This window comes from Streptomyces sp. NPDC050743 (genome assembly GCF_044456925.1).
Lineage (GTDB): Bacteria > Actinomycetota > Actinomycetes > Streptomycetales > Streptomycetaceae > Streptomyces.
In genome coordinates this window covers 287,217-311,487 of sequence record NZ_JBITGJ010000003.1, presented here as the reverse complement: position 1 = coordinate 311,487, position 24,271 = coordinate 287,217, and the positions used below count along the sequence as shown (strand labels likewise).

The window sequence follows — 24,271 nt, the reverse complement described above, 5'->3', positions numbered from 1 at the left end:
GTATGCGCACCCGGTTCCGCCGCAGACTGCTCCTCGCCATCGGGCTGCTCGGCGCCCTGGTCGTCCCGCAGGCCCCCGCCGCCTCGGCCGCGGCCACCACCCCGATGCAGATCTACGGCGCCTGGCACTGCTCGAACGACGCCTGCGTCTGGGGCACCGTTCGCACGGTGAGCGAGTTCGACAGCCAGAACCACTGGCTGATCGACCGCGGCGACGGCCGGCCCTCGGTCAATCTCGTCGTCCTCAGCTTCGTCGAACCCCTCAAACTGCTGCACGGCACCACCGACGCCACCACCCTGAACGGCGTGCCCCGCGGTATGACCAAGGACATCGTCCAGTACTTCACCTCCCACGGGATCCGGGTGATGCTCTCCATCGGCGGAATCACCTACACCGACTCCTGGGACAGCGCGCTCGCCGAGAATCCGGCCCTCCTCGGCCGGCGGGCCGCCGCTGTGGCGAGCGACCTCGGCGTCGGCATCGAGATCGACTACGAGCAGAACACCGGCCCCGACCTGACCGGCCTGCAGTCCTTCATCGACGCCTACCGGGCCGCCCACCCGTACGACGCCTCCGGTGCCGACCCCGCCGCCCGCCTCACCATCGACGTCGCCGCCGGCGACCGCTGGCTGATCGACCTCGACCGCAAGGCGACCGGCGACTGGCTGCGCACCGACGCGCCGGTCCTCGACTACGCCAACGCGATGGTGCCCGCCCGCCAGCCCTCCACCGGCTCGGCCATCGCCAACTGGCAGGAACATGTGGACGGCAAACCGACCTACGCGCCCCCGATCCCGCCGCTCGCACCCGCCAAGTTCACCGGTGCCGTCTACATCAGCGACCAGAACAAGACCCTGCCCGAGTGCACGGACTTCGCGAACTCCCTGGAGAACTCGACCGGTTCGTTCGTCCGGTCGGTCGCCCCGAACGGCGCCGGCAGCACCTCCGGCATGCTCGGCCAGATGTTCTGGGCCGCCGAGCGTCCCTCCACCCGGGGCAGCGGCACCACCCCTCCGAACACCTGTGAGGGCGGCGTGGGCGCGGGCGCGACCGCGTACGGCATCCCGCTGCCGATGCCCGCGCTACGACAGAACTGATCCGTGCGCCGTCGCGCGCCGGGCTGAACCGGCCGTCGGAGCACACGAGTTGACGACCAGAGCGAGGGCGGCCGCGACGGCCGGAACGGCGAAGGCCGCGACGGCGGAGAGGTGCTCGGTCGCCCAGCCGCCCGTCGCCGAGCCGCAGGCGATGCCGGTGAGCAGCCCGGTCACCACCAGGCTCATGCCCTCGTTGAGGCGGTCGGCGGGGGTGCGCCGCTGCACCAGGCTCATCCCCGTCACCATGGTCGGCGCGGTCGCCATGCCCGCCACCAGCAGCGCCCCCGCCAGCACCCACAGTGAACCGGCGACCCCGGCGGCCACCCACGGCAGGGTCATCAGCGCGGCCATCGCGGCCAGGCAGTGCCCCAGCCGTACCCCCGTCGGCTTGCGGGCGCCGTACAGCAGACCGGCCACGCACGAGCCCGCCGCCTGAAGGGCGAGGATCGCACCCGCCGCCGCACGGTGGCCCTGCGCGTCGGCGTAGGCGATCGTGACGACCTCCATCGAGCCGAACACCGCCCCGGCCGCGGTGAAACAGGCCAGCAGCGGCGGGATGCCCGGGCTGCGCAGCGGCGAGGGCGCCTGGGAGCGGGCCCGCGGCGGCGGCTCGGTGGCCCGCTGGGCGGTGAACAGCAGCATGCCGGCGAGCAGCAGCACCGCGCCGGTGAGCGTGCCCGCCTCCGGGAAGAACGTGCCGGTGAGGAAGGACGCCAGCACCGGGCCGAGCATGAAGCACAGTTCGTCCGCGGCCTGTTCGAAGGAGTTCGCGGTGTGCAGCGCGGCCGGCTCGTCGCCCAGCAGATGCGCCCAGCGGGCGCGGGACAGGCCGCCGATGTTCGGGGTGGCCGCGGTGAGCGCGTAGGCGGCGAACAGGGTCCAGTCCGGGGCGCCGTAGCGCACGCAGAGCAGCAGGGCCAGGCTGCCGAGCGCGGAGACGAGCGTGGCCGGTACGGCGATCCGGGCCTGCCCGTGCCGGTCCACGAGCCGGGCGATCCAGGGCCCCGCCAGCGCGGTCGCCGCGAGACCGGTCGCGGTGACGGCACCGGCCAGGGCGTACGAGCCCCGCGAGCCGGCGATCATCACGACCGCGCTCACGCTGAACATGCCCATGGGCAGCCGGGCGAGGAGGTTGCCGGTGGTGAAGGCGCGGGTGCCGGGGAGCGAGAAGAGGCGGCGGTAGGTGCCGGTGGTCCTGGACATGACGGAAGGCATGGATTCACCCTCGCCCCGAGTGGATCACGGGGTCCAACACCTTCTCGGTGCCCATTCACGCACCTGCGTTGTAAGTTCACGGTCATGCCCGCCCCCGCCGACATAGACCCCCGTCTCCTGCGCGCCTTCGTCGCCGTGGCCGAGGAACTGCACTTCACCCGGGCCGCGGCCCGTCTGTACGTCGCCCAGCAGGCGCTCAGCCGGGACGTACGGCGGCTGGAGCGGGAGCTGGGCGCCGAGCTGTTCGTGCGGACGACCCGGCAGGTGACGATGACCGCGGACGGCGAGCGGCTGCTGCCGCACGCCCGGCGGGTCCTCGCCGCCCAGGACGATCTGCTCGCCGCCTTCGCCCCCGGCCGGTCCCGGCCGCTGCTGGTGGACCTCAACTCCCCGGGCCTGGTCACCGGCCGCCGTGTGCTGCACCGGGCCCGTGAACTCGCCCCGGACTGCGAGCTGATGGCCCGCTACGAGAGCGGGCTGACCGGGGCCGCCGCCGAGCTGCTGGTCGGCCGGCTGGACGCCTCCTTCGGCCGTTTCGCCGGCCTGGACCCGGCGCTGCGGTCCGGTCTGGAGCAGCAGCCGGTGCGTCTTGAGCCGATGGCCGTCGTCCTGCCCGAGGACCATCCGCTGGCCGCCCGCGCCGAGGTGCCGCTGGCCGCGCTGGCCGGCGAGACCGTGTACGCCGGCGCCGGCAACCCGCGCACCCTGGAGTGGACCGACCTGGCGAGCCGGCTCTTCGAGGGGCGCGGCATCCGGCTCGCCGCACCCCTGCCGCTGGCCGTCGGGGACGAGGAGTTCGAGCGGATCATGGCCAAGAACCGGCATCCGGTCCTGGCCGTGGTCGACTTTCCGGCCATGCCCCGCACCGTCCGCCGCCCGCTCGTCGATCCCGTCCCGCTGTCGCCGGTCTCCCTGGTCTGGCGCAAGGGGCTGGTCCACCCCGGACTGGACGCGCTGCGCCGGGCGGCGGAGGAGCTCGCGGCGGCGCAAGGCTGGCTGCGACGGCCGGCCGGGGGATGGGTTCCGGCCGTCGACGCCGCCGTCATGCAGCCCTGAGCGGCCCCTCACCGGCCGCCCCCGCGCCGAGTGAGAGCAACGTTCCCTTCCGGTCACCCACAGCCACAGGCAGGAAACGCGCCCTCCCTACCTTCGGGCTGAGCCGGTCGATGGCAGGTCGACGGCGGACCGAGCAGCCGGAGCTCCGTGGAGGCGTGATGACAGCCCCAGCCCCAACAGCCCCAACCCGTCGCAGTGGCCGCTGGATCGAACGCTGGGACCCGGAGGACGAGGGATTCTGGAAGGCGACCGGCGAGCGGATCGCCAACCGGAACCTGTGGTTCTCGGTCCTCTCGGAGCACATCGGCTTCTCGATCTGGACCCTGTGGTCCGTCCTCGTCCTGTTCATGGGCCCCGAGTACGGCCTCACGCCCGCCGACAAGTTCCTGCTGACCTCGATGGTCACCCTCGTCGGCGCGGTCGTGCGCGTCCCCTACACCTTCGCCGTGGCCGTCTTCGGCGGCCGCAACTGGACGATCATCTCGGCGAGCCTGCTGCTCATCCCGACGATCGCGGCCTTCGCCGTCATGGAACCGGGCACGTCCTTCACGACGTTCCTCGTCGTCGGCCTGCTGGCCGGCATCGGCGGCGGCAACTTCGCCTCCTCCATGACCAACATCAACGCCTTCTTCCCGCTGAAGAAGAAGGGCTGGGCGCTCGGTCTGAACGCGGGCGGCGGCAACATCGGCGTGCCCGTCATCCAGCTCGTCGCCCTCGCGGTCATCGGCGCGAGCGGCGGCCCGCGGATGCTGCTGGGCATCTACATCCCGCTGATCGTCGTGGCCGCGGTGCTGGCCGCCCTCTTCATGGACAACCTGGCCTCCGTGAAGAACGACACCGGCGCGGCCAAGGACGCCGCGAAGGACGCCCACACCTGGATCATGTCCTTCCTCTACGTCGGCACCTTCGGCTCCTTCATCGGCTACAGCTTCGCCTTCGGCCAGGTCCTGACGATCCAGTTCGGCCGCACCCCGCTCCAGGCGGCGTACCTGACCTTCATCGGCCCGCTGCTCGGCTCCCTGATCCGCCCCGTCGGCGGCCGGCTCGCCGACCGGTTCGGCGGCGCCCGGATCACCCTGTGGAACTACGTCGCCATGGCCGCCGCCACGGCCGTGCTGATCGCCGCGAGCCTGCAGAAGTCGCTGCCGCTGTTCGTGTCCGTCTTCGTCGTCCTGTTCGTGCTCAGCGGGCTCGGCAACGGCTCGACGTACAAGATGATCCCCGGCATCTTCCAGGCGAAGGCCCTGGCGAAGGGCCTGGAGGGGGAGGCCGCGGCGGCTTACGGCCGTCGGCTGTCCGGCGCCTCCATGGGCCTGATCGGCGCGGTCGGCGCGCTCGGCGGAGTCGGTATCAACCTCGCCTTCCGCCAGTCCTTCCTGTCCTACGGCAGCGGCACCGGAGCGTTCGTCGCCTTCCTCGCCTTCTACGGGCTCTGCTTCGCGGTGACGTGGGTCGTATACCTTCGCCGCCCGGCGCGACAGGCCGTGACGGTGGCGGCTTCGGAGACAAAGGCGCAGCTCAGCTACGCCGAAGTGTGACGTAACACCGGCGCAATCAAGCCGAACCGAGCCTGTCACGCGCCGTTGACAGGCTCGATTCGCGCGCCGGCCAGCTAGGAGAGCCCATGTACGAAGAGCAGCAACCCGGAGCCGTCGAGCACGGTCCGCTCGCGGGATTCACCGTGGGCGTCACCGCCGCGCGCCGGGCCGACGAGCTGGGCGCCCTGCTCCAGCGGCGCGGTGCCGCCGTCCTGCACGCACCGGCCCTGCGCATCGTGCCGCTCGCCGACGACGGCGAACTCCTCGCCGCGACGAAGGAGATCATCGACCAGGTGCCCGACGTGGTCGTGGCCACCACGGCGATCGGCTTCAGGGGCTGGGTGGAGGCCGCCGACGGCTGGGGCCTCGGCGAGCAGCTGCTCGGCCGGCTGCGCGGCGCCGAACTCCTGGCCCGGGGCCCGAAGGTCAAGGGCGCGATCCGCGCGGCGGGCCTGACGGAGGAGTGGTCCCCGTCCTCGGAATCCCTGGCCGAAGTCCTGGACCGCCTGCTGGAGGAGGGGGTCGACGGCCGCCGTATCGCCGTACAGCTGCACGGCGAACCGCTCCCGGGCTTCGTGGAGTCCCTGCGGGCCGGCGGAGCGGAGGTGGTCCCGGTCCCGGTGTACCGCTGGATGCCCCCGGAGGACGTCACCCCGCTGGACCGCCTGCTGGACGCGACGGTCTGCCGCTCCCTGGACTCCCTCACCTTCACCAGCGCCCCCGCGGCCGCCTCGCTGCTCTCCCGGGCGGAGGAGCGGGGCCTGCTCACCGACCTGCTGTCAGCCCTCGCCCACGACGTCCTCCCGGCCTGCGTGGGCCCGGTCACGGCGCTCCCCCTCCAGGCCCACGGCGTGGACACGATCCAGCCGGAACGCTTCCGCCTCGGCCCCCTGGTCCAACTCCTGTGCCAGGAACTGCCGGCGCGCGCCCGCGCGTTGCCGATCGCCGGCCACCGGGTGGAGATCCGCGGCCACGCGGTCCTCGTCGACGGCGCCCTCAAGCCGGTCCCCCCGGCGGGCATGTCCCTGCTCCGGGCCCTGTCCCGCCGCCCCGGCTGGGTGGTGCCCCGCGCCGACCTCCTGCGCGCCCTGCCGGGCGCGGGCCGCGACGAGCACGCCGTGGAGACGGCGATGGCGAGACTCCGCACGGCCCTCGGCTCCCCCAAGCTGATCCAGACGGTGGTCAAGCGCGGCTACCGCCTGGCCCTGGACCCGGCGACGGACGCGAAGTACGCGGACGCGTAGGCGACTTGAGCACAGGCGCCGGCGCCGTAAATGGGATGCGCGTCGCCCCGGCCGTTGGCACGCTGCACCGGTGAACCGTGAACAGATGTCCCGGATCGCCCATCGCGGCCACCCGATCAAGTCCCCGCTCGGCGACGACTCGGTGCGGCGGCTGCTGGAGCGCGGCCTTGCTAGGGGCGACGAGCGGGTGCTCGACCTCGGTTGCGGCCCGGGGGAATGGCTTCTGCGCGCCCTGGCGCTGCGGCCGGGCGCGCGTGCCGAGGGTGTGGACGTATCCGAGGACGCCCTGTCCCGGGCCTCCGCCGCGGCGGGTGACCTCGGCGTCCGGGACCGGCTCGTCCTCCACCACCGAAAGGCCGAGGAGTTCGTGTCGGCGGAGCCGTTCGACGTGATCCTCAGCTTCGGGGCCGCGCACGCCTTCGGCGGTCTGCTCCCCACGCTCGCCGCGGCCCGCAGCCACCTCGCTCCCGGCGGCCGGGTCCTGATCGGCGACGGGTTCTGGGAACGGCCCCCCTCGCGGGAGGCCGTCGAGATGCTCGGTGACTTCGCCGACCTGGCGACCACCGTGGACCGTGTCGTCGCCGCCGGCTGGACTCCCGTCGAGGGTCACATCAGCACGCGCCAGGAGCTGGACGACTACGAATGGGCCTGCTGGGGTGCGCTGGCCGCATGGGCCCTGGACCACCCGGACGATCCGGACAGCGCTCAGGTGCTCGAGACCGCCACGGCCCGCCGCACCGAGTGGCTGCGCGTCTACCGGGACTCCTTCGGCTTCCTGTCCCTGGTCCTGCGCCGGACCCCCGGCTCCGCCTGAACCAGGGGTACGAGGGGTTCCGGCCGGGCGTCCGGGCGGGCACTGTGAGGAGGAGAGGCCCACAGAGAAGAGCCCCCACGCTTCCTGCCTAGGCGGTGACAGGCACATGGCACTGGGTACGGTCACACCCCCGTACGAGCCGCGGTTCGACGCCGGACGGATCTGTCTCGATCTCCTCGCGACCACGCATCCGGCCGAACGGCTGGACGGCGTGGGGGCGTTGTGCGCGTGGATCGGCGGGGTGGGGCTCGTGCCGGAGGGGACGGCGCTCGGTCATGCCGACGCCTCCTGGCTCGTGGGGTTCCGGGAACTGCGTCCGCACATAGGGACGTTGGTGCGCGCCCCGCACCCGCCGGGCGCGCCGCCGTACGAGAGCGCGCTCCGGCGGGTCAACGAGTTGGCCCGTGCCGCGACCCCCGTCCCGCGTGCCGTACACGGTGAGGACGGCGTGCTCACACGGGAGTTGGCCGACCCGCCTGCCTGCGCCGGACTGCTCGCGCTCGTCGCGCGGGACGCCGTGGAACTGCTCACCGACCCCGTCGCGCGGGCGGCCGTCCGGGAGTGCGAGGGTGACAACTGCCCGCTCGTGTACCTGGACACCTCCCGGGGGCGGCGCCGGCGGTGGTGTTCCAGTGAGGTCTGCGGGAACCGGGAGCGGGTGGCCCGGCACCGGCGGCGGGCCGCGGTCGCACGGGCGTGATTTCCGTAACACCAGGTTTGGTTGGGCCGTACACGGGGATCCCGCGTTCCTCCCAGCGCCGTGTCTGAAATGTGAAGATCACGTGGTGGGATTGTGGTCGCATGTCCCGCTCGTCACGTCACCCCGGAGAAAACTGTCACTTCCGTTTGAACACCGTGCCGCCTCCTTCCGTACGGGTGGGCGAGCGACCGACTGGGGGAACCCCCGGACACCGGAGGTGGGCGTGCGCAAGGATGCGGCCGTGGCCAATGAACGTGGATCGAGGGCCCGACATCGCATGTCCTCACAGCCCTCGGAACCGGATGAGGAGCTGATGCGTGCGCTGTATCGAGAGCACGCCGGACCCCTGCTCGCGTATGTCCTGCGGCTGGTCGCCGGCGATCGGCAGCGCGCCGAGGACGTCGTACAGGAAACGCTCATCCGTGCCTGGAAGAACGCCGGTCAGCTCAATCGGGCGACCGGTTCGGTACGCCCCTGGCTGGTGACGGTCGCGCGCCGCATCGTCATCGACGGCCACCGCAGCCGGCAGGCCCGGCCGCAGGAGGTCGATCCGTCGCCGCTGGAGGTCATCCCCGCGGAGGACGAGATCGACAAGGCGCTGTGGCTGATGACGCTGTCGGACGCGCTCGACGACCTGACCCCGGCCCACCGGGAGGTGCTCGTCGAGACGTACTTCAAGGGGCGTACGGTCAATGAGGCGGCCGAGACGCTGGGGATACCCAGCGGCACGGTGCGCTCTCGGGTGTTCTATGCCCTGCGATCGATGAAGCTGGCACTGGAGGAGCGGGGGGTGACGGCGTGATGAGCAGTGGTTACGGGGGAATGCAGGGATTCGGTGCGGGTGGTCCGGGTATGTCTGGGCCCATGAGCCCCCAATCGGGATCTTCGGTGCCGAGCGAGCACGAGACCGTCGGCGCCTACGCCCTCGGGATTCTCGACGACGCCGAGGCAACCGCTTTCGAAGCGCACCTCGCCGGCTGCGAGTGGTGTGCCCAGCAGCTGGACGAGCTGGCCGGGATGGAGCCGATGCTGGCCGCGCTCGCGGACCTGCCGGGCTCCGGCAGCACCCCCGCGATCGGCGAGTCGCTGTCCGCCAGGCCCAGCCCGCGGATCGTGGAGAAGCTGGTCGACGAGGTCGCGGAGAAGCGCGCCCAGAAGCGCCGGCGCAGCTTCTACATGATCGCGGCGGCGGCCGCGCTGATCATCGCCGGGCCCCTCGCGGCGGTGGCGGTCAACGGCGGCTCGGACGGCGGCGGACAGGTCCAGGCGTCCAGCGCCCAGACCACCTTCGCCTCCCTGCCCGAGAAGAAGTCGGCCACGGACCCGTCGTCCCAGGTCAGCGCGACCGTCGGGATGGCGCAGAAGGACTGGGGCACCCAGGCGGTCCTGGAGCTGAAGAACGTCAAGGGCCCGCTGAAGTGCTCCCTGGTGCTCGTCGCGAAGAACGGGCAGCGGGTGACCATGTCCTCCTGGTCCGTGCCGGACTGGGGCTACGGCATCCCGAACGGGACGACGCCGGAGTCCAAGAAACCGCTCTACATCGGCGGCGCGGCGGCCTTCAAGCCCAACGAGATCGACCACTTCGAGGTCGTGACCTTCCAGGGGAAGAAGCTGGTGCAAGTCGACGCGTAGCGGCTGCGGCGGACCCGGCCGGGGGTGGTGCGGTGCGCGAGGGGTGCCGCCTTCTGGGGCTGCGCCCCCAGACCCCCCCGCCGGGTCCCGGCGTGTTCCGGACGAGTGCCGGCCGCCCGCCCATGGGCCTGTCGCGCAGTTCCCCGCGCCCCTGAGCTGCCGTCCCGTAGCTTTGACGGCCCCCCTTCGCGTACGGTTGACGGCTGCCCAGCACGTCAGAAGGGGGCCCGGTGGCCGCTCAGGTTCAGCAGTCCGCGGTCGGCTCGGTACACGACGCACACGACTCCGTCCGCGACCGAGAGATCAGCGTCGAACAGGAACACCTGGACCGGGTGTACCGGCGGCTCGAGGAGAAGATCCACGAGGCCGAGTTCCTGATGCACGACGCGGCCAAGCGCGGCCAGGTCGGCACCCCGGGCGCGCTGGCCGAGCGGGACGCCCAGGTCTTCCGGGCCGGCATCCACCTGAACCGGCTCAACAACGAGTTCGAGGACTTCCTGTTCGGGCGGATCGACCTGCTGCTCGGCAAGGACGGGAAGAAGGGGCCCGACGGGGCCTACACGGCGGTCGAGCCCGCCGAGGGCGCCGTACGCGACGACAACACCGCCGACATCGCCGAGACCCTGCACATCGGGCGCATCGGCGTGCTCGACGAGGACTACGCGCCGCTGGTCATCGACTGGCGGGCGCCGGCCGCCGCCCCCTTCTACCGGGCCACTCCGGTGGATCCCGGAAGGGTCGTACGGCGCCGGGTGATCCGGTCCAAGGGGCGCCGCGTGCTCGGCGTCGAGGACGATCTGATGCGGCCCGAGCTGACCGCCCGCCTCGACGGCCGCGAGCTGCCCGTGATCGGCGACGGCGCCCTCATGGCCGCCCTCGGCCAGGCCCGCAGCCACACCATGCGGGATATCGTCTCCTCCATCCAGGCCGAGCAGGACCTGGTCATCCGCGCCCCCGCCGCCTCGATCACGTATGTCGAGGGCGGCCCGGGCACCGGCAAGACCGCCGTCGCCCTGCACCGCGCCGCCTACCTGCTCTACCAGGACAGACGCCGGTACGCGGGCGGCATCCTGATCGTCTCCCCGACCCCGCTGCTCGTGGCCTACACCGAGGGTGTGCTGCCCTCGCTCGGCGAGGAGGGCCAGGTCGCGATCCGCGCGATCGGCTCGCTCGTCGACGGCGCCGAGGCCACGCTGTACGACTCCCCGTCCGTGGCCCGCGCCAAGGGCTCGTACCGGATGCTGAAGGTGCTGCGGAAGGCAGCCCGGGGCGCCCTGGAACTGGGACCGGCGGGCACCGGCGCCATGGGGCAGCCCGCCCTGGACGACGACACCCGCGACACCGACGACAGCGAGCGGCGGTCCTTCGACGGTCCGCCCACCCGGCTCCGCGTGGTCGCCTTCGGGCGCCGCATCGAGCTGGAGGAGGCGGAGCTGGACCGCGTGCGCCGCACCGCCCTCGGCGGCACCGCGCCGGTCAACCTGCTGCGCCCGCGCGCCCGCAAGCTGCTGCTGGACGCCCTGTGGGCCAAGTCCGGGGCGGCCACCCGGCACACCGACCCGGAGCTGGCCGCCGAGCTGCGCTCCTCCTTCGACGAGGACGTCACGTCCGAGGACTCCTTCCTCGCCTTCCTCGACGCCTGGTGGCCCGAGCTGACCCCGAAGGCCGTGCTCGCCGCCATGGCCGACGAGAGGCGGCTCGGCCGCTGGGCGCGCCGGATCCTCAACCCCGGCGAGGTCCGCAGGGTCGCCCGCTCGCTGAAGCGGGACGGGCACTCCGTGCACGACATCGCCATGCTGGACGAACTCCAGGCGATCCTCGGGGCCCCGGCCCGGCCGCGCAAGAAGCGCGAGCTCGACCCGCTGGACCAGCTCACCGGGCTGGAGGAGCTGATGCCGGTGCGCGAGGAGTCGCAGCGGGAGCGGGCCGAGCGCCTCGCGCAGGAGCGCACCGAGTACGCGCACGTCATCGTCGACGAGGCGCAGGACCTCACTCCGATGCAGTGGCGCATGGTCGGCCGCCGCGGCCGGCACGCCACCTGGACCGTGGTCGGCGATCCGGCCCAGTCCTCCTGGTCCGACCCGGACGAGGCGGCCGAGGCCCGCGACGAGGCCCTCGGCACCCGGCCCCGGCGCCGCTTCCAGCTCACCGTGAACTACCGCAACCCGGCGGAGATCGCCGAGCTGGCCGCCAAGGTGCTCGCGCTCGCCATGCCCGGCTCCGAGGCGCCCAGCGCGGTCCGGTCCACCGGCGTCGAGCCGCGCTTCACGGTCGTCGGGAAGTCGTTGGCGGACACCGTGCGGTCCGAGGCCCAGCGGCTGCTGGACCGGGTGGACGGCACGGTCGGCGTGGTCGTCGCCATGAACCGGCGCGAGGAGGCCCGGCGCTGGCTGGCCGGGCTCGGCGACCGGGTCGTCGCGCTCGGCAGCCTGGAGGCCAAGGGCCTGGAGTACGACGCGACGGTGGTCGTCTCGCCGGCGGAGATCGCCGACGAGTCGCCGGCCGGGCTGCGCGTGCTCTACGTGGCGCTGACCCGGGCCACCCAGCAGCTGACGGTGGTGTCGGGGGAGCGGGACGAGCCGGACGCGGCCGGGGTGCCGGATCTGCTGCGGGACTGAGTTTCCTGTGAACCTCCCGTACGGGAATGGCCCCGGGGCGTCGGTTTGTTAGCCTTGATGTGGCACCGGCCCGATCCAAGCCCCCGGGCCCAACCTTTGTCCCTGCGAGGGACCACTTGCCGCGAGGCGAGCATGGCGGGTCGGTGTCATGAGCGTGAGGGAGACCCACATCACGGACGTGATGTGGGTCTCTTTCTTTGTGCGGTGCACCCCTTTTCCCGCCTGATCGTTTCTCGTATGGTGGAAATGGTTTTCCGAAACAGTGCATCAACCAGGCACCGCTCATGAACACAACGTCCGCAATCCAGGGCGACTACCGCGTACTCCGCGGTAGGTGCGACGATCGGACGGCACAACTCGCGACACGGTGAAAGCAGAGGAAGTCGGCCATGGCAACGGCGCCCAGCGTCTCCTACTCGATGACCATCCGGCTGGAGGTGCCCGCGAGCGGAACCGCCGTCTCGCAGCTCACCACCGCCGTGGAGTCCTCCGGAGGCTCGGTCACCGGCCTCGACGTCACCGCGTCCGGCCACGAGAAGCTCCGCATCGACGTCACCATCGCGGCCACCTCCACCGCGCACGCCGAGGAGATCGTCGAGAAGCTGCGCGGCATCGAGGGCGTCACCCTCGGCAAGGTCTCGGACCGTACGTTCCTGATGCACCTCGGCGGCAAGATCGAGATGGCGTCGAAGCACCCCATCCGCAACCGTGACGACCTCTCCATGGTCTACACGCCGGGTGTGGCCCGCGTCTGCATGGCGATCGCCGAGAACCCCGAGGACGCCCGCCGCCTCACCATCAAGCGCAACTCCGTTGCGGTCGTGACGGACGGCTCCGCCGTACTGGGCCTCGGCAACATCGGCCCCAAGGCCGCGCTGCCCGTCATGGAGGGCAAGGCGGCCCTCTTCAAGCGCTTCGCCGGCATCGACGCCTGGCCGATCTGCCTGGACACCCAGGACAGCGACGCGATCGTGGAGATCGTCAAGGCGATCGCGCCCGGGTTCGCCGGCATCAACCTGGAGGACATCTCCGCGCCGCGCTGCTTCGAGATCGAGGCCCGGCTGCGCGAGGCCCTCGACATCCCCGTCTTCCACGACGACCAGCACGGCACCGCGATCGTCGTCCTCGCCGCCCTGACCAACGCACTTCGCGTCACGGACAAGGCGATCGAGAACATCCGGGTCGTGATGTCCGGCGCCGGCGCGGCCGGTACGGCCATCCTCAAACTGCTGCTCGCCGCGGGCGTGAAGAACGCCGTCGTCGCCGACATCCACGGTGTCGTCCACTCCGGCCGCGAGGACCTGGTGAACGCCCCGGCCGACTCCCCGCTGCGCTGGATCGCCGACAACACCAACCCCGAGGGCCTCACCGGCACCCTCAAGGAGGCCGTGCGCGGCGCCGACGTGTTCATCGGCGTCTCCGCCCCGAACGTGCTCGACGGCGACGACGTGGCCGCCATGGCCGACGGCGCGATCGTGTTCGCGCTCGCGAATCCCGACCCCGAGGTGGACCCCGCAATCGCCCGCCAGACGGCGGCCGTTGTGGCCACCGGCCGCTCCGACTTCCCGAACCAGATCAACAACGTGCTGGTCTTCCCGGGCGTCTTCCGCGGCCTGCTGGACGCCCAGTCCCGCACCGTCAACACCGAGATGATGCTGGCCGCCGCGAAGGCCCTCGCCGACGTGGTCAGTCAGGACGAGCTGAACCCGAACTACATCATCCCGAGCGTCTTCAACGACAAGGTCGCGGGCGCCGTCGCCGGCGCCGTCCGCGAGGCCGCGAAGGCGGCGGGCGCGACGGCCTAGCCCCCTCCTCGCCGCTCCGCCGGGTGACGGCGGTGCGGCGGCCGGGCGACGTCCCGGTGACGCCGTGCCGTACTGTGCAGGGGCTGTGAGGATCACCACGGCGGCCCCCGCATCGGCGCGTCGTGGAACCAGCCGATGCCGGGCGCCCTCTAGGGTGACGCCGAGCGGGCGCTTTTCGTGTGACTCCCCAGGGTGTTCTCACGACTCCTACGGGTGCCGGATTGGCTTTACCGCCGCAGGTAGGGGCAGGATGCGTCCCTGGGCGCGAGCGCATCGGCATCGCAGTGCCTCGGGCGGGTCCGCCGCGTGGCACACCCCAACGGCAAGAAAAACACGGGAGTAACAACATGAACCGCAGTGAGCTGGTGGCCGCGCTGGCCGACCGCGCCGAGGTGACCCGCAAGGACGCCGACGCCGTGCTGGCCGCGTTCGCCGAGACCGTCGGCGAGATCGTCGCCAAGGGCGACGAGAAGGTCACCATCCCCGGCTTCCTGACCTTCGAGCGCACCCACCGTGCCGCTCGCACCGCGCGCAACCCGCAGACCGGCGAGCCGATCAACATCCCCGCCGGCTACAGCGTGAAGGTCACCGCGGGCAGCAAGCTGAAGGAAGCCGCCAAGGGCAATTGACCTTGTCGTTCGTACGTCACGGGACGACGTGCGGTGCGTTCTGACGCGCGATGACGTCACGACGCACGACGACGCCAAAGGGGCGGCCCTCCTTCACCGGAGGGCCGCCCCTTCGTCGTACGGCGCGGGAACCCGTCAGCCGAGCGCCTTGCCCGGCAGCTCGACCTTCGCGCCCAGTTCCACGAGCTTCTCCATGAAGTTCTCGTAGCCGCGGTTGATCAGGTCGATGCCGTGGACGCGGGACGTGCCTTCGGCCGCCAGGGCCGCGATCAGGTACGAGAACCCGCCGCGCAGGTCGGGGATGACCAGGTCGGCGCCCTGGAGCCGGGTGGGGCCCGAGACGACCGCGGAGTGCAGGAAGTTGCGCTGGCCGAAGCGGCAGTCGGAGCCGCCCAGGCACTCGCGGTAGAGCTGGATGTGCGCGCCCATCTGGTTCAGCGCGGACGTGAAGCCCAGCCGGGACTCGTACACCGTCTCGTGGATGATGGACAGGCCCGTGGCCTGGGTCAGCGCGACCACCAGCGGCTGCTGCCAGTCGGTCTGGAAACCGGGGTGGACGTCCGTCTCCAGTGCGATGGACTTCAACTGGCCACCGGGGTGCCAGAAACGGATGCCCTCGTCGTCGATCTCGAAGGCGCCGCCCACCTTCCGGTAGGTGTTCAGGAACGTCATCATCGAGCGCTGCTGGGCGCCGCGGACGTAGATGTTGCCGTTGGTCGCGAGCGCGGCGGACGCCCAGGACGCGGCCTCCAGGCGGTCCGGGAGGGCGCGGTGGGCGTAGCCGCCGAGCTTGTCCACACCGGTGATGCGGATGGTGCGGTCGGTGTCCATCGCGATGATCGCGCCCATCTTCTGCAGCACGCAGATGAGGTCCTCGATCTCCGGCTCGACGGCCGCGTTGGACAACTCCGTTACGCCCTCGGCGAGTACGGCCGACAGCAGCACCTGCTCGGTCGCGCCGACGGACGGGTACGGCAGCCGGATCTTCGTGCCCCGCAGGCCCTTCGGGGCCTCCAGGTACTGCCCGTCCGCGCGCTTTTCGATGACCGCGCCGAACTGCCGCAGCACGTCGAAGTGGAAGTCGATGGGCCGGCCGCCGATGTCACAGCCGCCGAGGCCGGGGATGAACGCGTGGCCGAGGCGGTGCAGCAGCGGGCCGCAGAAGAGGATCGGGATACGGCTGGAGCCCGCGTGGGCATCGATGTCAGCCACGTTGGCGCTCTCGACGTGCGTCGGGTCGAGCACCAGCTCCCCGGGTTCCTCGCCCGGCCGGACCGTCACGCCGTGCAGCTGCAGCAGGCCGCGGACGACCCGCACGTCACGGATGTCGGGAACGTTGCGCAGGCGGCTCGGCGCGCTGCCCAGGAGGGCGGCGACCATGGCCTTCGGTACGAGGTTCTTCGCACCGCGGACACGGATCTCGCCCTCCAGCGGGGTTCCGCCGTGGACAAGCAGGACATCGTCGTTGACGGTCATGTATCTCGCGTTCCGATGAGTTGGGCAGGGGCCGGCCGATCACTGTGCGCGGGGGCCGGGAAGACAGGGTAATCGCCGATCACCCCCCGTTCGTAAGCCCAAGGACCGCCCAGTCGCGTCATAGCTGTGTCACAACACGAACCGTGCGCTATCGGGCACATGGGGTCACCGGCTCCGGGCGTGCGCCCGGGGCGCTTCCGTGCACCCTGAGCTGCGTTCACTCCCGCACCCCGATTGGCTCCCCACCGAAGGGGAAGATGCGGGATCATGTCTGGCATGACCGAGGTGTCCTCGCTCACAGGGCGGCTGCTCGTGGCCACTCCCGCCCTGGCGGACCCGAACTTCGACCGCGCTGTGGTGCTCCTTCTCGACCACGACGAGGAGGGCTCCCTCGGTGTCGTCCTCAACCGCCCCACCCCGGTGGACGTGAGCGACATCCTGGAAGGCTGGGCCGATCTGACCGGCGAGCCCGGGGTGGTCTTCCAGGGCGGGCCCGTCTCGCTGGATTCGGCGCTCGGTGTCGCGGTCATCCCGGGCGGCGCGAACGGCGACCTCGCCCCGCTGGGCTGGCGCCGGGTGCACGGGGCGATCGGCCTGGTCGACCTGGAGGCCCCGCCGGAGCTGCTCGCCTCGGCCCTCGGGTCCCTGAGGATCTTCGCCGGATACGCCGGATGGGGCCCCGGTCAGCTGGAGGACGAGCTGGTCGAGGGCGCCTGGTACGTGGTCGAGTCGGAGCCCGGGGACGTCTCCTCACCGGCCCCGGAGCGGCTGTGGCGCGAGGTGCTGCGCCGCCAGCGCAACGAGCTGGCGATGGTGGCCACGTATCCGGACGACCCTTCGCTCAACTGATACCTGTGCACTTCAGTACCCTGGGCGGTATGAGCACTCTTGAGCCCGAGCGCGGGACTGGTACGGGGACCCTCGTAGAGCCGACGCCACAGGTGTCCCACGGCGACGGTGACCACGAGCGCTTCGCCCACTACGTCCAGAAGGACAAGATCATGGCGAGCGCCCTCGACGGCACCCCCGTCGTGGCGCTGTGCGGCAAGGTCTGGGTGCCGGGCCGCGACCCGAAGAAGTACCCCGTTTGCCCCATGTGCAAGGAGATCTACGAATCCATGGGCAGCGGCGGCGACGACAAGGGCGGCGACAAGTAGGCGTCCGTCCGGGTTCGTGAGGTCCCCCGGCGCGTGTGCGGTGCGCGCGTGCCGGGGGCTTTCGCGTTCTCTGGCCAGGAGTGGTCGAGACCTGTAGCCTCCGTCGGAGTTGTGCATGGCGGAACGGTCGTTGCACTCAGTGCAACGCAGGCGCGGAGGTGCGACGGCGACATGAGCGACACACTCTTCCCGGAACCCGATGTGGCGCTGATCCCCGCGCCCAGCCGTGTTTCGGCCTCGCTGCCCGGCGGTGCCACCGGATTCGTCCTCGACGCGGACACCGGGATCGACGCCACCGAGGGCACCGAGCGTGTCGCGCGCTGGCTGCGGGCGACCGTCGGCGCGGCGACCGGGCTGCTGCTGGCCCCGCACCGCGACGGCGGCTCCCGCGTCCTGCTGCGGATCGTCTCCTCGCTGGAGGACGAACTCGGCAGCCCGGAGGCCTACCAGCTGTCCGCCGACGGCCGTCTGGTCCGCATCGACGGCGCGAGCGAGGCCGGCCTGTTCTGGGGCGCCCAGACCTTCCGCCAGCTGCTCGGCCCGGAGGTCTTCCGGCGTGCCCCCGTGACCGGACGTACCGCGTGGGAGGTCCCGGCCGTCACCGTCCGCGACGCCCCCCGTTTCGGCTGGCGCGGCCTTCTTCTGGACGTGGCACGGCACTTCATGCCCAAGGAAGGCGTGCTGCGCTATCTCGACCTGATGGCGGCGCACAAACTCAACGTCTTCCATTTCCATCTGACCGACGACCAGGGCTGGCGGATCGAGATCAAGCGGTATCCGAAACTGACCGAGACCGCCTCCTGGCGGGCCCGGTCGAAATTCGGTCACCGGGCCTCCCCGCTGTGGGAGGAGAAACCGCACGGGGGTTACTACACCCAGGACGACATCCGCGAGATCGTCGCCTATGCCGCCGAGCGGCATATCACCGTCGTCCCGGAAATCGACGTACCGGGCCATTCGCAGGCCGCGATCGCCGCATACCCGGAACTCGGCAACACCGACGTCATCGACACCGCCGCCCTCACCGTCTGGGACAACTGGGGGATCTCCGCCAACGTACTCGCCCCCACCGACACCACCCTGCGCTTCTACGAGGGGGTTTTCGAGGAGGTCCTGGAGCTGTTCCCCGGGCAGTTCATCCACGTCGGCGGCGACGAATGCCGCAAGGAGCAGTGGACCGATTCGGTGACCGCCAAGAACCGGATCGCGGACCTCTCCCTCGCCGACGAGGACGAACTGCAGTCGTGGTTCATCGGCCATTTCGACGCCTGGCTCGACGCACGCGGGCGCCGGCTCATCGGCTGGGACGAAATCCTGGAGGGCGGACTCGCCAAGGGCGCGGCGGTGTCCTCCTGGCGCGGTTACGGCGGCGGGATCGCGGCCGCGCGGGCCGGCCACGACGTCGTCATGTGCCCGGAGCAGTACGTGTATCTGGACCACCGTCAGGCCCCAGGTGAGGACGAACCGGTGCCGATCGGGTTCGTGCGGACCCTGGAGGACGTCTACCGGTTCGAGCCCGTCCCGGACGGGCTCACCGAGGCGGAGGCCCGGCATGTGCTGGGCACTCAGGCCAACGTCTGGACCGAGGTGCTGGAGGACACCGCGCGCGTGGACTACCAGGCCTTCCCCCGGCTCGCGGCCTTCGCCGAGGTGGCCTGGAGCCGGCTGCCCGCCCCCGGTGAACGGGACTTCGCCGGCTTCGAACGCCGTATGACCGCCCATTACGCGCGACTTGACGCCCTCGGTGTGGCCTACCGGCCGCCCACCGGGCCCCGGCCGTGGCAGAAGCGCCCCGGGGTGCCCGGTCGCCCGATCGAGGGACCGCCGCCGAACAAGTGACCGCCCTGCTCGGGCGGTCGTCTCGAACAAGTGCTGGAAAAACGCGCCAAGGGTCACCGAAGAGTGTCAATCGGCGCGCACCGGCGATGCCGTACAAAACGGACCATCTCCGCGATGAGGTGGGCGAATGCCTCCTAAGGGACCCCCGTCCTCGGCCCTTGCGAAGATGTGCCAGAGTTGCCACGTCCGCCCTGTGAGCACGTACCGTACGGCCACACAGGTGGGACCAGGTGGGCAGCGGGAAGGGGCAGCCGGTTTGACCACGCACGCACCGCAGGCGGAGCAGGCCGTCACGCTGCCCACGACGCTGGACGAGGCCGTGGCGGCACTCGGGGCCATGCCCGCCGCCGTGCCCGTCGCGGGCGGCACCGACCTGATGGCCGCCGTCAACTCGGGCCAGCTCAGGCCCGCCGCCCTGGTGGGCCTCGGGCGGATCAGCGAGATCCGCGGCTGGCAGTACCAGGACGGCCACGCGCTGCTCGGCGCGGGTCTCACGCACGCGCGCATGGGCCGCCCCGACTTCGCGGCCCTGATCCCGGCGCTCGCCGCCGCCGCGCGCGCCGCGGGCCCGCCGCACATCCGCAACGCGGGCACCCTGGGCGGCAACATCGCCTCGGCCGCCCCCACCGGGGACGCGCTGCCGGTGCTGGCCGCCCTGGAGGCGACGCTGATCATCGCGGGCCCGGGCGGAGCCCGCCGGGAGATCCCGGTGTCGCATCTGCTGGCCGGCATGGAGATGCTGCGCGGCGGCGAACTCATCGGCTACGTGCGCGTGCCGCTGCTGCACGCCCCGCAGGTCTTCCTCAAGGCGACCGGACGCACCGGGCCGGGCCGCGCGCTGGCCTCCGTGGCCCTGGTCCTCGACCCCGCCCGGCGCGGAGTGCGGTGCGCCGTCGGCGCCATAGCGCCGATGCCGCTCAGGCCCCTGGAGGCCGAGCAGTGGGTCGCCCAGCTGATCGACTGGGACAACGACCGCGCGCTCGTCCCGGAGGCCCTGAACGCCTTCGGCGAGTACGTCGCCGCGGCCTGCATCCCGGACCCGGCACCGGAGGCCGACGGCTCGGTGCCCGCGCTTCCGCCCGCCGTACTGCACCTGCGGCGCACCGTCGCCGCACTGGCCCGACGAGCACTGGGGAGGGCGCTGTCGTGACCGACGACCAGCACGGACAGGGCACGTCCCAGGGCGGCGGACGCTGGGACCCGCTGCCCCAGGGCGACTACGACGACGGCGCCACCGCGTTCGTGAAGCTCCCCGAGGGCGGCATCGAGGCCCTGCTGTCCGGCGACAGCCCGCTGGCCGCGCCGGGTCACGGCTATGTGCCGCCGCGGATAGCGGTCGCCCCCGGCACCGGCGACCCCGCCGCGACCGGCACCTGGACCGCGCCCGGGGGCGGCGCCGAGTGGCCCGACCCGAACGCCGCGCCCCGGACGCAGGCCGACGACCGGTTCACCTACAGCCCCGGCGCGACCCAGCACTGGACCTTCGAGGAGCCCGCGGCGCCGGCCGCGCCCGGGCACGACGTCACCGGGCAGTGGTCCATCCCGGTCGCCGGCGGCGACCTTCCGGACGAATCGGGCGAGTTCACCACGTCCTCCCTGGTCGAGCAGTGGGGCGGCGGCACCCCGCCGGCCACCCTGCCCGGCGGCGCGCCCGCGCCCTGGGCGACGGAGGAGGCGGCCCGCACCTGGGACCGGCCCGCCGACACCGGCCACACCGGCCTGCCCGACCACACCGACGCACACCCGGCGGGCGGTCCGGCCGCGCCGGGGTACGCCCCCGCACCGGACGAGCGGTACGGGCAGGGGCCGGCCGGCCATGCCACGGCCGCCCAGGACGAGTCGGGGGCCGACGAAGCCGGTCACGGGGACGGCCGGCGGCCTGAGTCCGCCGAGGCGCGCGCCGAGGCTCGCCGCTTCGAGGCCGACCACCCCGGCCGGTTCGGCGAGTCTGCCGAGTACGGCGAGTTCGCCGAGTCCGCGGAGCCGGCGCGGCCAGGCGTGCCGACCGGATTCCCGGAGCAGCGGGCCGAGTCGGCGGCGGGACGGCGACCGGACGCGGACGGCCACGGCCCCGCGGCGGCCCCTGAGCGCCCCGCTGGCGGCCCGGCGGACCACGAGGGCCCCGCGGCACCCACCAGAGCCGCGCAGGCGGCCACAGACCCCACCAGGACCACCGGCCCCGACGCGGCGGCGGCCGACCCTGCGGCACCGCGGACCCCGGCCTCCGCAGCCGTACCGGAGCACGCCGCCGACGCACCCGAGGCCGCCGCACCCGGCGCGGACGACGAGGCCCCCGCCGAGGACGGCGCGCCCAGGCCACAGGAAGCCGCCGCCGGGGAACACGCGGAGCACACCGCGCCCCTCCCGCCGAACGACGACCACCCGCTCGCCTCCTACGTCCTGCGCGTCAACGGCGTCGACCGGCCCGTCACCGACGCCTGGATCGGCGAGTCGCTGCTGTACGTCCTGCGCGAGCGGCTCGGGCTCGCGGGCGCCAAGGACGGCTGCTCGCAGGGCGAGTGCGGGGCCTGCAACGTCCAGGTCGACGGCCGACTGGTCGCCTCCTGCCTGGTCCCCGCGGTCACCGCGGCCGGCAGCGAGGTGCGCACGGTCGAGGGCCTGGCCGTCGACGGACAGCCCTCCGACGTGCAGCGCGCGCTCGCCCGGTGCGGTGCCGTGCAGTGCGGTTTCTGCGTGCCCGGCATGGCGATGACCGTGCACGACCTGCTGGAGGGCAACCCCGCACCGACCGAGCTGGAGACCCGGCAGGCGCTGTGCGGCAACCTGTGCCGCTGCTCCGGCTACCGGGGCGTCGTGGAGGCCGTCAAGGAGGTCGTCGCCGAACGCGAGGCGTCGCACGCCGTCGACGCCGGGCCGGACGCGGACGAGGCCCGTATCCCGCACCAGGCGGGTCCCGGCTCCGGCGGCGTCAATCCGTCGGCGTTCGAGGCGCCGGGCGCGTTCGACACCCCGCAGGCCGCTCCCGGCGGTTACGGCGACACGCCGCCGTACGGCACGCCCGACCCGTACGGCACACCGCCGCACGGCACTCCGGGACCGCACGGCCCGCACGACCCGCACTACGGCCAGGACGGAGGCCAGGCGTGAGCAACGAAGCCGCCACGGCGACCACCGCCGCGGAACCCGCCCCCGAGGCCGAGCCGCTGCCGCACGGCCTCGGCGCCTCCCTGCCGCACGCCGACGCCCGCGCCAAGACCGAGGGCACCTTCCCGTACGCGGCCGACCTGTGGGCCGAGGGCCTGCTGTGGGCGGCCGTGCTGCGCTCCCCGCACGCGCACGCGCGCATCGTGTCCATCGACACCAGCCACGCGCGCGAGATGCCCGGCGTACGGGCCGTCGTCACGCACGAGGACGTGCCCGGCACCCCGCGCCACGGCCGGGGCACCCCCGACCGTCCGGTGTTCGCCTCCGAGGTCGTACGGCACCACGGCGAGCCCATCGCCGCCGTCGCCGCCGACCACCCGGACACCGCGCGGATGGCCGCGGCGGCCGTCATCGTCGAGTACGAAGTACTCGACCCGGTCACCGACCCCGAGCAGGCCTTCGAGGCCGAGCCGCTGCACCCCGACGGCAACCTGATCCGGCACATCCCGCTGCACCACGGCGACCCCTCGGCGGTCGGCGAGGTCGTCGTGGAGGGCCAGTACCGCATAGGGCGCCAGGACCCGGCCCCGATCGGCGCCGAGGCCGGCCTCGCCGTGCCGCGCCCCGACGGCGGCGTGGAGCTGTACCTGGCCTCCACCGACCCGCACACCGACCGCAACACCGCCGCAGCCTGCTACGGCCTGTCCCCGGAACGGGTGAAGATCGTCGTCACCGGGGTGCCGGGCGCCACCGCCGACCGCGAGGACCAGGGCTTCCAGCTCCCGCTCGGCCTGCTCGCCCTGAAGACCGGCTGCCCGGTGAAGCTCACGGCGACCCGCGAGGAGTCCTTCCTCGGTCACGCCCACCGTCATCCGACGCTTCTCCGGTACCGCCACCACGCCGACGCCGAGGGCAGGTTGGTGAAGGTGGAGGCGCAGATCCTGCTGGACGCGGGCGCGTACGCCGACACCTCCTCCGACGCCCTCGCCGCCGCCGTCTCCTTCGCGTGCGGCCCCTACGTCGTCCCGAACGCCTTCATCGAGGGCTGGGCCGTGCGCACCAACAACCCGCCCTCCGGCCATGTGCGCGGCGAGGGCGCGATGCAGGTGTGCGCCGCCTACGAGGCGCAGATGGACAAGCTGGCGAAGAAACTCGGCCTGGACCCGGCCGAGCTGCGGCTGCGCAACGCCCTCGCGACCGGTGACGTCCTCCCGATCGGCCAGACGGTGACCTGCCCGGCGCCGGTCGCCGAACTCCTGCAGGCCGTCCAGGACTTCCCGCTGCCCGCCCTGCCCAAGGACACGCCCGAGGAGGAGTGGCTGCTGCCCGGCGGCCCCGAGGGCGCGGGCGAACCGGGCGCGGTGCGCCGCGGCGTCGGCTACGGCGTGGGCATGGTGCACATGCTCGGCGCGGAGGGCGCCGACGAGGTGTCCACGGCGACGGTCAAGGTCCACGACGGAGTCGCGACCGTCCTGTGCGCCGCCGTGGAGACCGGCCAGGGCTTCACCACCCTCGCCCGGCAGATCGTCCAGGAGACCCTCGGCATCGAGGAAGTCCACGTGGCGCCGGTCGACACCGACCAGCCGCCGGCCGGCGCGGGCTGCCGCGGCCGGCACACGTGGGTGTCCGGCGGCGCGGTGGAGCGCGCGGCGAAGATGGTCCGCACCCAGCTCCTGCAGCCGCTCGCCCACAAGTTCGGCATGTCCACGGAGCTCCTCCAGATCACCGACGGCAAGATCACGTCGTACGACGGTGTGCTGTCGACCACCGTCACCGAGGCCATGGACGGCAAGGAGCTGTGGGCCACGGCCCAGTGCCGACCGCACCCGACCGAGCCGCTGAACGCCTCCGGCCAGGGCGACGCCTTCGTGGGCCTGGCCTTCTGCGCGATCCGCGCGGTGGTGGACGTCGACATCGAGCTGGGCTCGGTGCGGGTGGTGGAGCTGGCGGTCGCCCAGGACGTGGGCCGGGTGCTCAACCCCACCCAGCTGGTCGCCCGTATCGAGGCGGGCGTGACCCAGGGCGTCGGCATCGCGCTCACCGAGAACCTGCGCACCCCGCGTGGCCTGATCCGCCACCCCGACCTGACCGGATACGCGCTGCCGACCGCGCTGGACGCCCCGGACATCCGGATCGTCAAACTGGTCGAGGAACGGGATGTGGTCGCCCCCTTCGGCGCCAAGTCCGTCAGCGCGGTCCCGGTCGTGACGGCACCGGCCGCGATCGCCTCCGCGGTCCGCGCGGCCACCGGCCGCCCGGTCAACCGGCTCCCGATCCGGCCGCAGGCGGCGGTGGTGACGGGCCAGTGAGCGCCCGGAGGCTCGCCCCGCGGCGGTGACGATCCGC

The 24,271-nt window shown here is 72.5% G+C and carries 19 protein-coding genes; 17 read left to right on the top strand and 2 right to left on the bottom strand.

Going from position 1 to position 24,271, the window contains the following annotated elements; genetic code table 11:
• The first annotated feature begins 2 nt into the window (after positions 1-2).
• Entirely contained in the window at positions 3-1,097 is a 1,095-nt protein-coding gene (locus ACIBJF_RS05650) for a hypothetical protein (protein WP_399172407.1), read from the top strand.
• Here ACIBJF_RS05650 and ACIBJF_RS05645 read toward each other — a convergent pair.
• The gene (locus tag ACIBJF_RS05645) at positions 1,083-2,300 is read right to left on the bottom strand and encodes an MFS transporter (RefSeq protein ID WP_399172406.1); all 1,218 of its coding nucleotides are present in this window, start codon (positions 2,298-2,300) and stop codon (positions 1,083-1,085) included. The two genes, ACIBJF_RS05650 and ACIBJF_RS05645, sit on opposite strands and share 15 nt — an antisense overlap.
• 96 nt (positions 2,301-2,396) lie before the next feature.
• On the opposite strand from ACIBJF_RS05645, the gene ACIBJF_RS05640 reads away from it, so the two are divergent.
• The 10 genes from ACIBJF_RS05640 to ACIBJF_RS05595 all read left to right on the top strand — a co-directional run bounded on the left by ACIBJF_RS05640 (position 2,397) and on the right by ACIBJF_RS05595 (position 14,348).
• Positions 2,397-3,368 (top strand): LysR family transcriptional regulator, encoded by a 972-nt coding sequence (locus ACIBJF_RS05640; protein WP_399172404.1) that lies wholly within the window; start codon positions 2,397-2,399, stop codon positions 3,366-3,368.
• 158 nt (positions 3,369-3,526) lie between these two features.
• Positions 3,527-4,906, top strand: a complete 1,380-nt coding sequence (locus ACIBJF_RS05635; protein ID WP_399172403.1) for a nitrate/nitrite transporter — start codon at positions 3,527-3,529, stop codon at positions 4,904-4,906.
• Positions 4,907-4,992: 86 nt separating this feature from the next.
• Positions 4,993-6,150 carry a uroporphyrinogen-III synthase gene (locus ACIBJF_RS05630; protein WP_399172401.1) on the top strand — a complete coding sequence of 386 codons (1,158 nt, stop codon included), beginning with the start codon at positions 4,993-4,995 and terminating at the stop codon, positions 6,148-6,150.
• 70 nt (positions 6,151-6,220) lie between these two features.
• Positions 6,221-6,964 (top strand): SAM-dependent methyltransferase, encoded by a 744-nt coding sequence (locus ACIBJF_RS05625; RefSeq protein ID WP_399172400.1) that lies wholly within the window; start codon positions 6,221-6,223, stop codon positions 6,962-6,964.
• Between the two features lie 106 nt (positions 6,965-7,070).
• Entirely contained in the window at positions 7,071-7,664 is a 594-nt protein-coding gene (locus ACIBJF_RS05620) for a CGNR zinc finger domain-containing protein (RefSeq protein WP_399172399.1), read from the top strand.
• Between the two features lie 217 nt (positions 7,665-7,881).
• Positions 7,882-8,466, top strand: a complete 585-nt coding sequence (locus ACIBJF_RS05615; protein WP_030167252.1) for a sigma-70 family RNA polymerase sigma factor — start codon at positions 7,882-7,884, stop codon at positions 8,464-8,466.
• Positions 8,467-8,528: 62 nt separating this feature from the next.
• A complete protein-coding gene (locus ACIBJF_RS05610; RefSeq protein ID WP_351809245.1) occupies positions 8,529-9,296 on the top strand; it encodes a zf-HC2 domain-containing protein in 768 nt (255 codons plus the stop codon).
• A gap of 230 nt (positions 9,297-9,526) precedes the next feature.
• Complete coding sequence (locus tag ACIBJF_RS05605; RefSeq protein ID WP_399172398.1) at positions 9,527-11,914, top strand: HelD family protein; 2,388 nt, start codon at positions 9,527-9,529, stop codon at positions 11,912-11,914.
• Between the two features lie 389 nt (positions 11,915-12,303).
• Entirely contained in the window at positions 12,304-13,719 is a 1,416-nt protein-coding gene (locus tag ACIBJF_RS05600; protein WP_397994787.1) for an NAD-dependent malic enzyme, read from the top strand.
• 347 nt (positions 13,720-14,066) lie between these two features.
• The gene (locus ACIBJF_RS05595; RefSeq protein ID WP_399172396.1) at positions 14,067-14,348 is read left to right on the top strand and encodes an HU family DNA-binding protein; all 282 of its coding nucleotides are present in this window, start codon (positions 14,067-14,069) and stop codon (positions 14,346-14,348) included.
• A 135-nt stretch (positions 14,349-14,483) separates the two neighbouring features.
• On the opposite strand, the gene murA is transcribed toward ACIBJF_RS05595, so the two are convergent.
• Positions 14,484-15,824, bottom strand: coding sequence for a UDP-N-acetylglucosamine 1-carboxyvinyltransferase (gene murA / locus ACIBJF_RS05590; protein WP_399172395.1), 1,341 nt, complete (start codon positions 15,822-15,824; stop codon positions 14,484-14,486).
• A gap of 276 nt (positions 15,825-16,100) precedes the next feature.
• Here murA and ACIBJF_RS05585 point away from each other — a divergent pair, with 276 nt between their 5' ends.
• The 6 genes from ACIBJF_RS05585 (at position 16,101) to ACIBJF_RS05560 (ending at position 24,234) form a co-directional block, all read left to right on the top strand.
• Positions 16,101-16,673, top strand: coding sequence for a YqgE/AlgH family protein (locus ACIBJF_RS05585; RefSeq protein WP_351809234.1), 573 nt, complete (start codon positions 16,101-16,103; stop codon positions 16,671-16,673).
• A gap of 29 nt (positions 16,674-16,702) precedes the next feature.
• Entirely contained in the window at positions 16,703-16,981 is a 279-nt protein-coding gene (locus ACIBJF_RS05580) for a DUF3039 domain-containing protein (protein ID WP_143638399.1), read from the top strand.
• A 171-nt stretch (positions 16,982-17,152) separates the two neighbouring features.
• Complete coding sequence (locus ACIBJF_RS05575) at positions 17,153-18,820, top strand: beta-N-acetylhexosaminidase (protein WP_399172394.1); 1,668 nt, start codon at positions 17,153-17,155, stop codon at positions 18,818-18,820.
• Positions 18,821-19,076: 256 nt separating this feature from the next.
• Entirely contained in the window at positions 19,077-19,970 is an 894-nt protein-coding gene (locus ACIBJF_RS05570) for an FAD binding domain-containing protein (protein ID WP_356312129.1), read from the top strand.
• Positions 19,967-21,928, top strand: coding sequence for a 2Fe-2S iron-sulfur cluster-binding protein (locus ACIBJF_RS05565; RefSeq protein ID WP_399172393.1), 1,962 nt, complete (start codon positions 19,967-19,969; stop codon positions 21,926-21,928). Before ACIBJF_RS05570 ends, ACIBJF_RS05565 begins: the two co-directional genes overlap by 4 nt.
• The gene (locus ACIBJF_RS05560; protein WP_399172392.1) at positions 21,925-24,234 is read left to right on the top strand and encodes a xanthine dehydrogenase family protein molybdopterin-binding subunit; all 2,310 of its coding nucleotides are present in this window, start codon (positions 21,925-21,927) and stop codon (positions 24,232-24,234) included. Before ACIBJF_RS05565 ends, ACIBJF_RS05560 begins: the two co-directional genes overlap by 4 nt.
• Positions 24,235-24,271: the final 37 nt, after the last annotated feature.

Excerpts from the sequence above, each read along its gene's own strand:
- ACIBJF_RS05650 (WP_399172407.1), top strand. The coding sequence starts at position 3 with ATGCGCACCCGGTTCCGCCGCAGACTGCTCCTCGCCATCGGGCTGCTC.
- ACIBJF_RS05645 (WP_399172406.1), bottom strand. The coding sequence starts at position 2,300 with ATGTCCAGGACCACCGGCACCTACCGCCGCCTCTTCTCGCTCCCCGGC.
- ACIBJF_RS05640 (WP_399172404.1), top strand. The coding sequence starts at position 2,397 with ATGCCCGCCCCCGCCGACATAGACCCCCGTCTCCTGCGCGCCTTCGTC.
- ACIBJF_RS05635 (WP_399172403.1), top strand. The coding sequence starts at position 3,527 with ATGACAGCCCCAGCCCCAACAGCCCCAACCCGTCGCAGTGGCCGCTGG.
- ACIBJF_RS05630 (WP_399172401.1), top strand. The coding sequence starts at position 4,993 with ATGTACGAAGAGCAGCAACCCGGAGCCGTCGAGCACGGTCCGCTCGCG.
- ACIBJF_RS05620 (WP_399172399.1), top strand. The coding sequence starts at position 7,071 with ATGGCACTGGGTACGGTCACACCCCCGTACGAGCCGCGGTTCGACGCC.
- ACIBJF_RS05610 (WP_351809245.1), top strand. The coding sequence starts at position 8,529 with ATGAGCCCCCAATCGGGATCTTCGGTGCCGAGCGAGCACGAGACCGTC.
- ACIBJF_RS05600 (WP_397994787.1), top strand. The coding sequence starts at position 12,304 with ATGGCAACGGCGCCCAGCGTCTCCTACTCGATGACCATCCGGCTGGAG.
- ACIBJF_RS05595 (WP_399172396.1), top strand. The coding sequence starts at position 14,067 with ATGAACCGCAGTGAGCTGGTGGCCGCGCTGGCCGACCGCGCCGAGGTG.
- murA (WP_399172395.1), bottom strand. The coding sequence starts at position 15,824 with ATGACCGTCAACGACGATGTCCTGCTTGTCCACGGCGGAACCCCGCTG.
- ACIBJF_RS05585 (WP_351809234.1), top strand. The coding sequence starts at position 16,101 with ATGACCGAGGTGTCCTCGCTCACAGGGCGGCTGCTCGTGGCCACTCCC.
- ACIBJF_RS05580 (WP_143638399.1), top strand. The coding sequence starts at position 16,703 with ATGAGCACTCTTGAGCCCGAGCGCGGGACTGGTACGGGGACCCTCGTA.
- ACIBJF_RS05575 (WP_399172394.1), top strand. The coding sequence starts at position 17,153 with ATGAGCGACACACTCTTCCCGGAACCCGATGTGGCGCTGATCCCCGCG.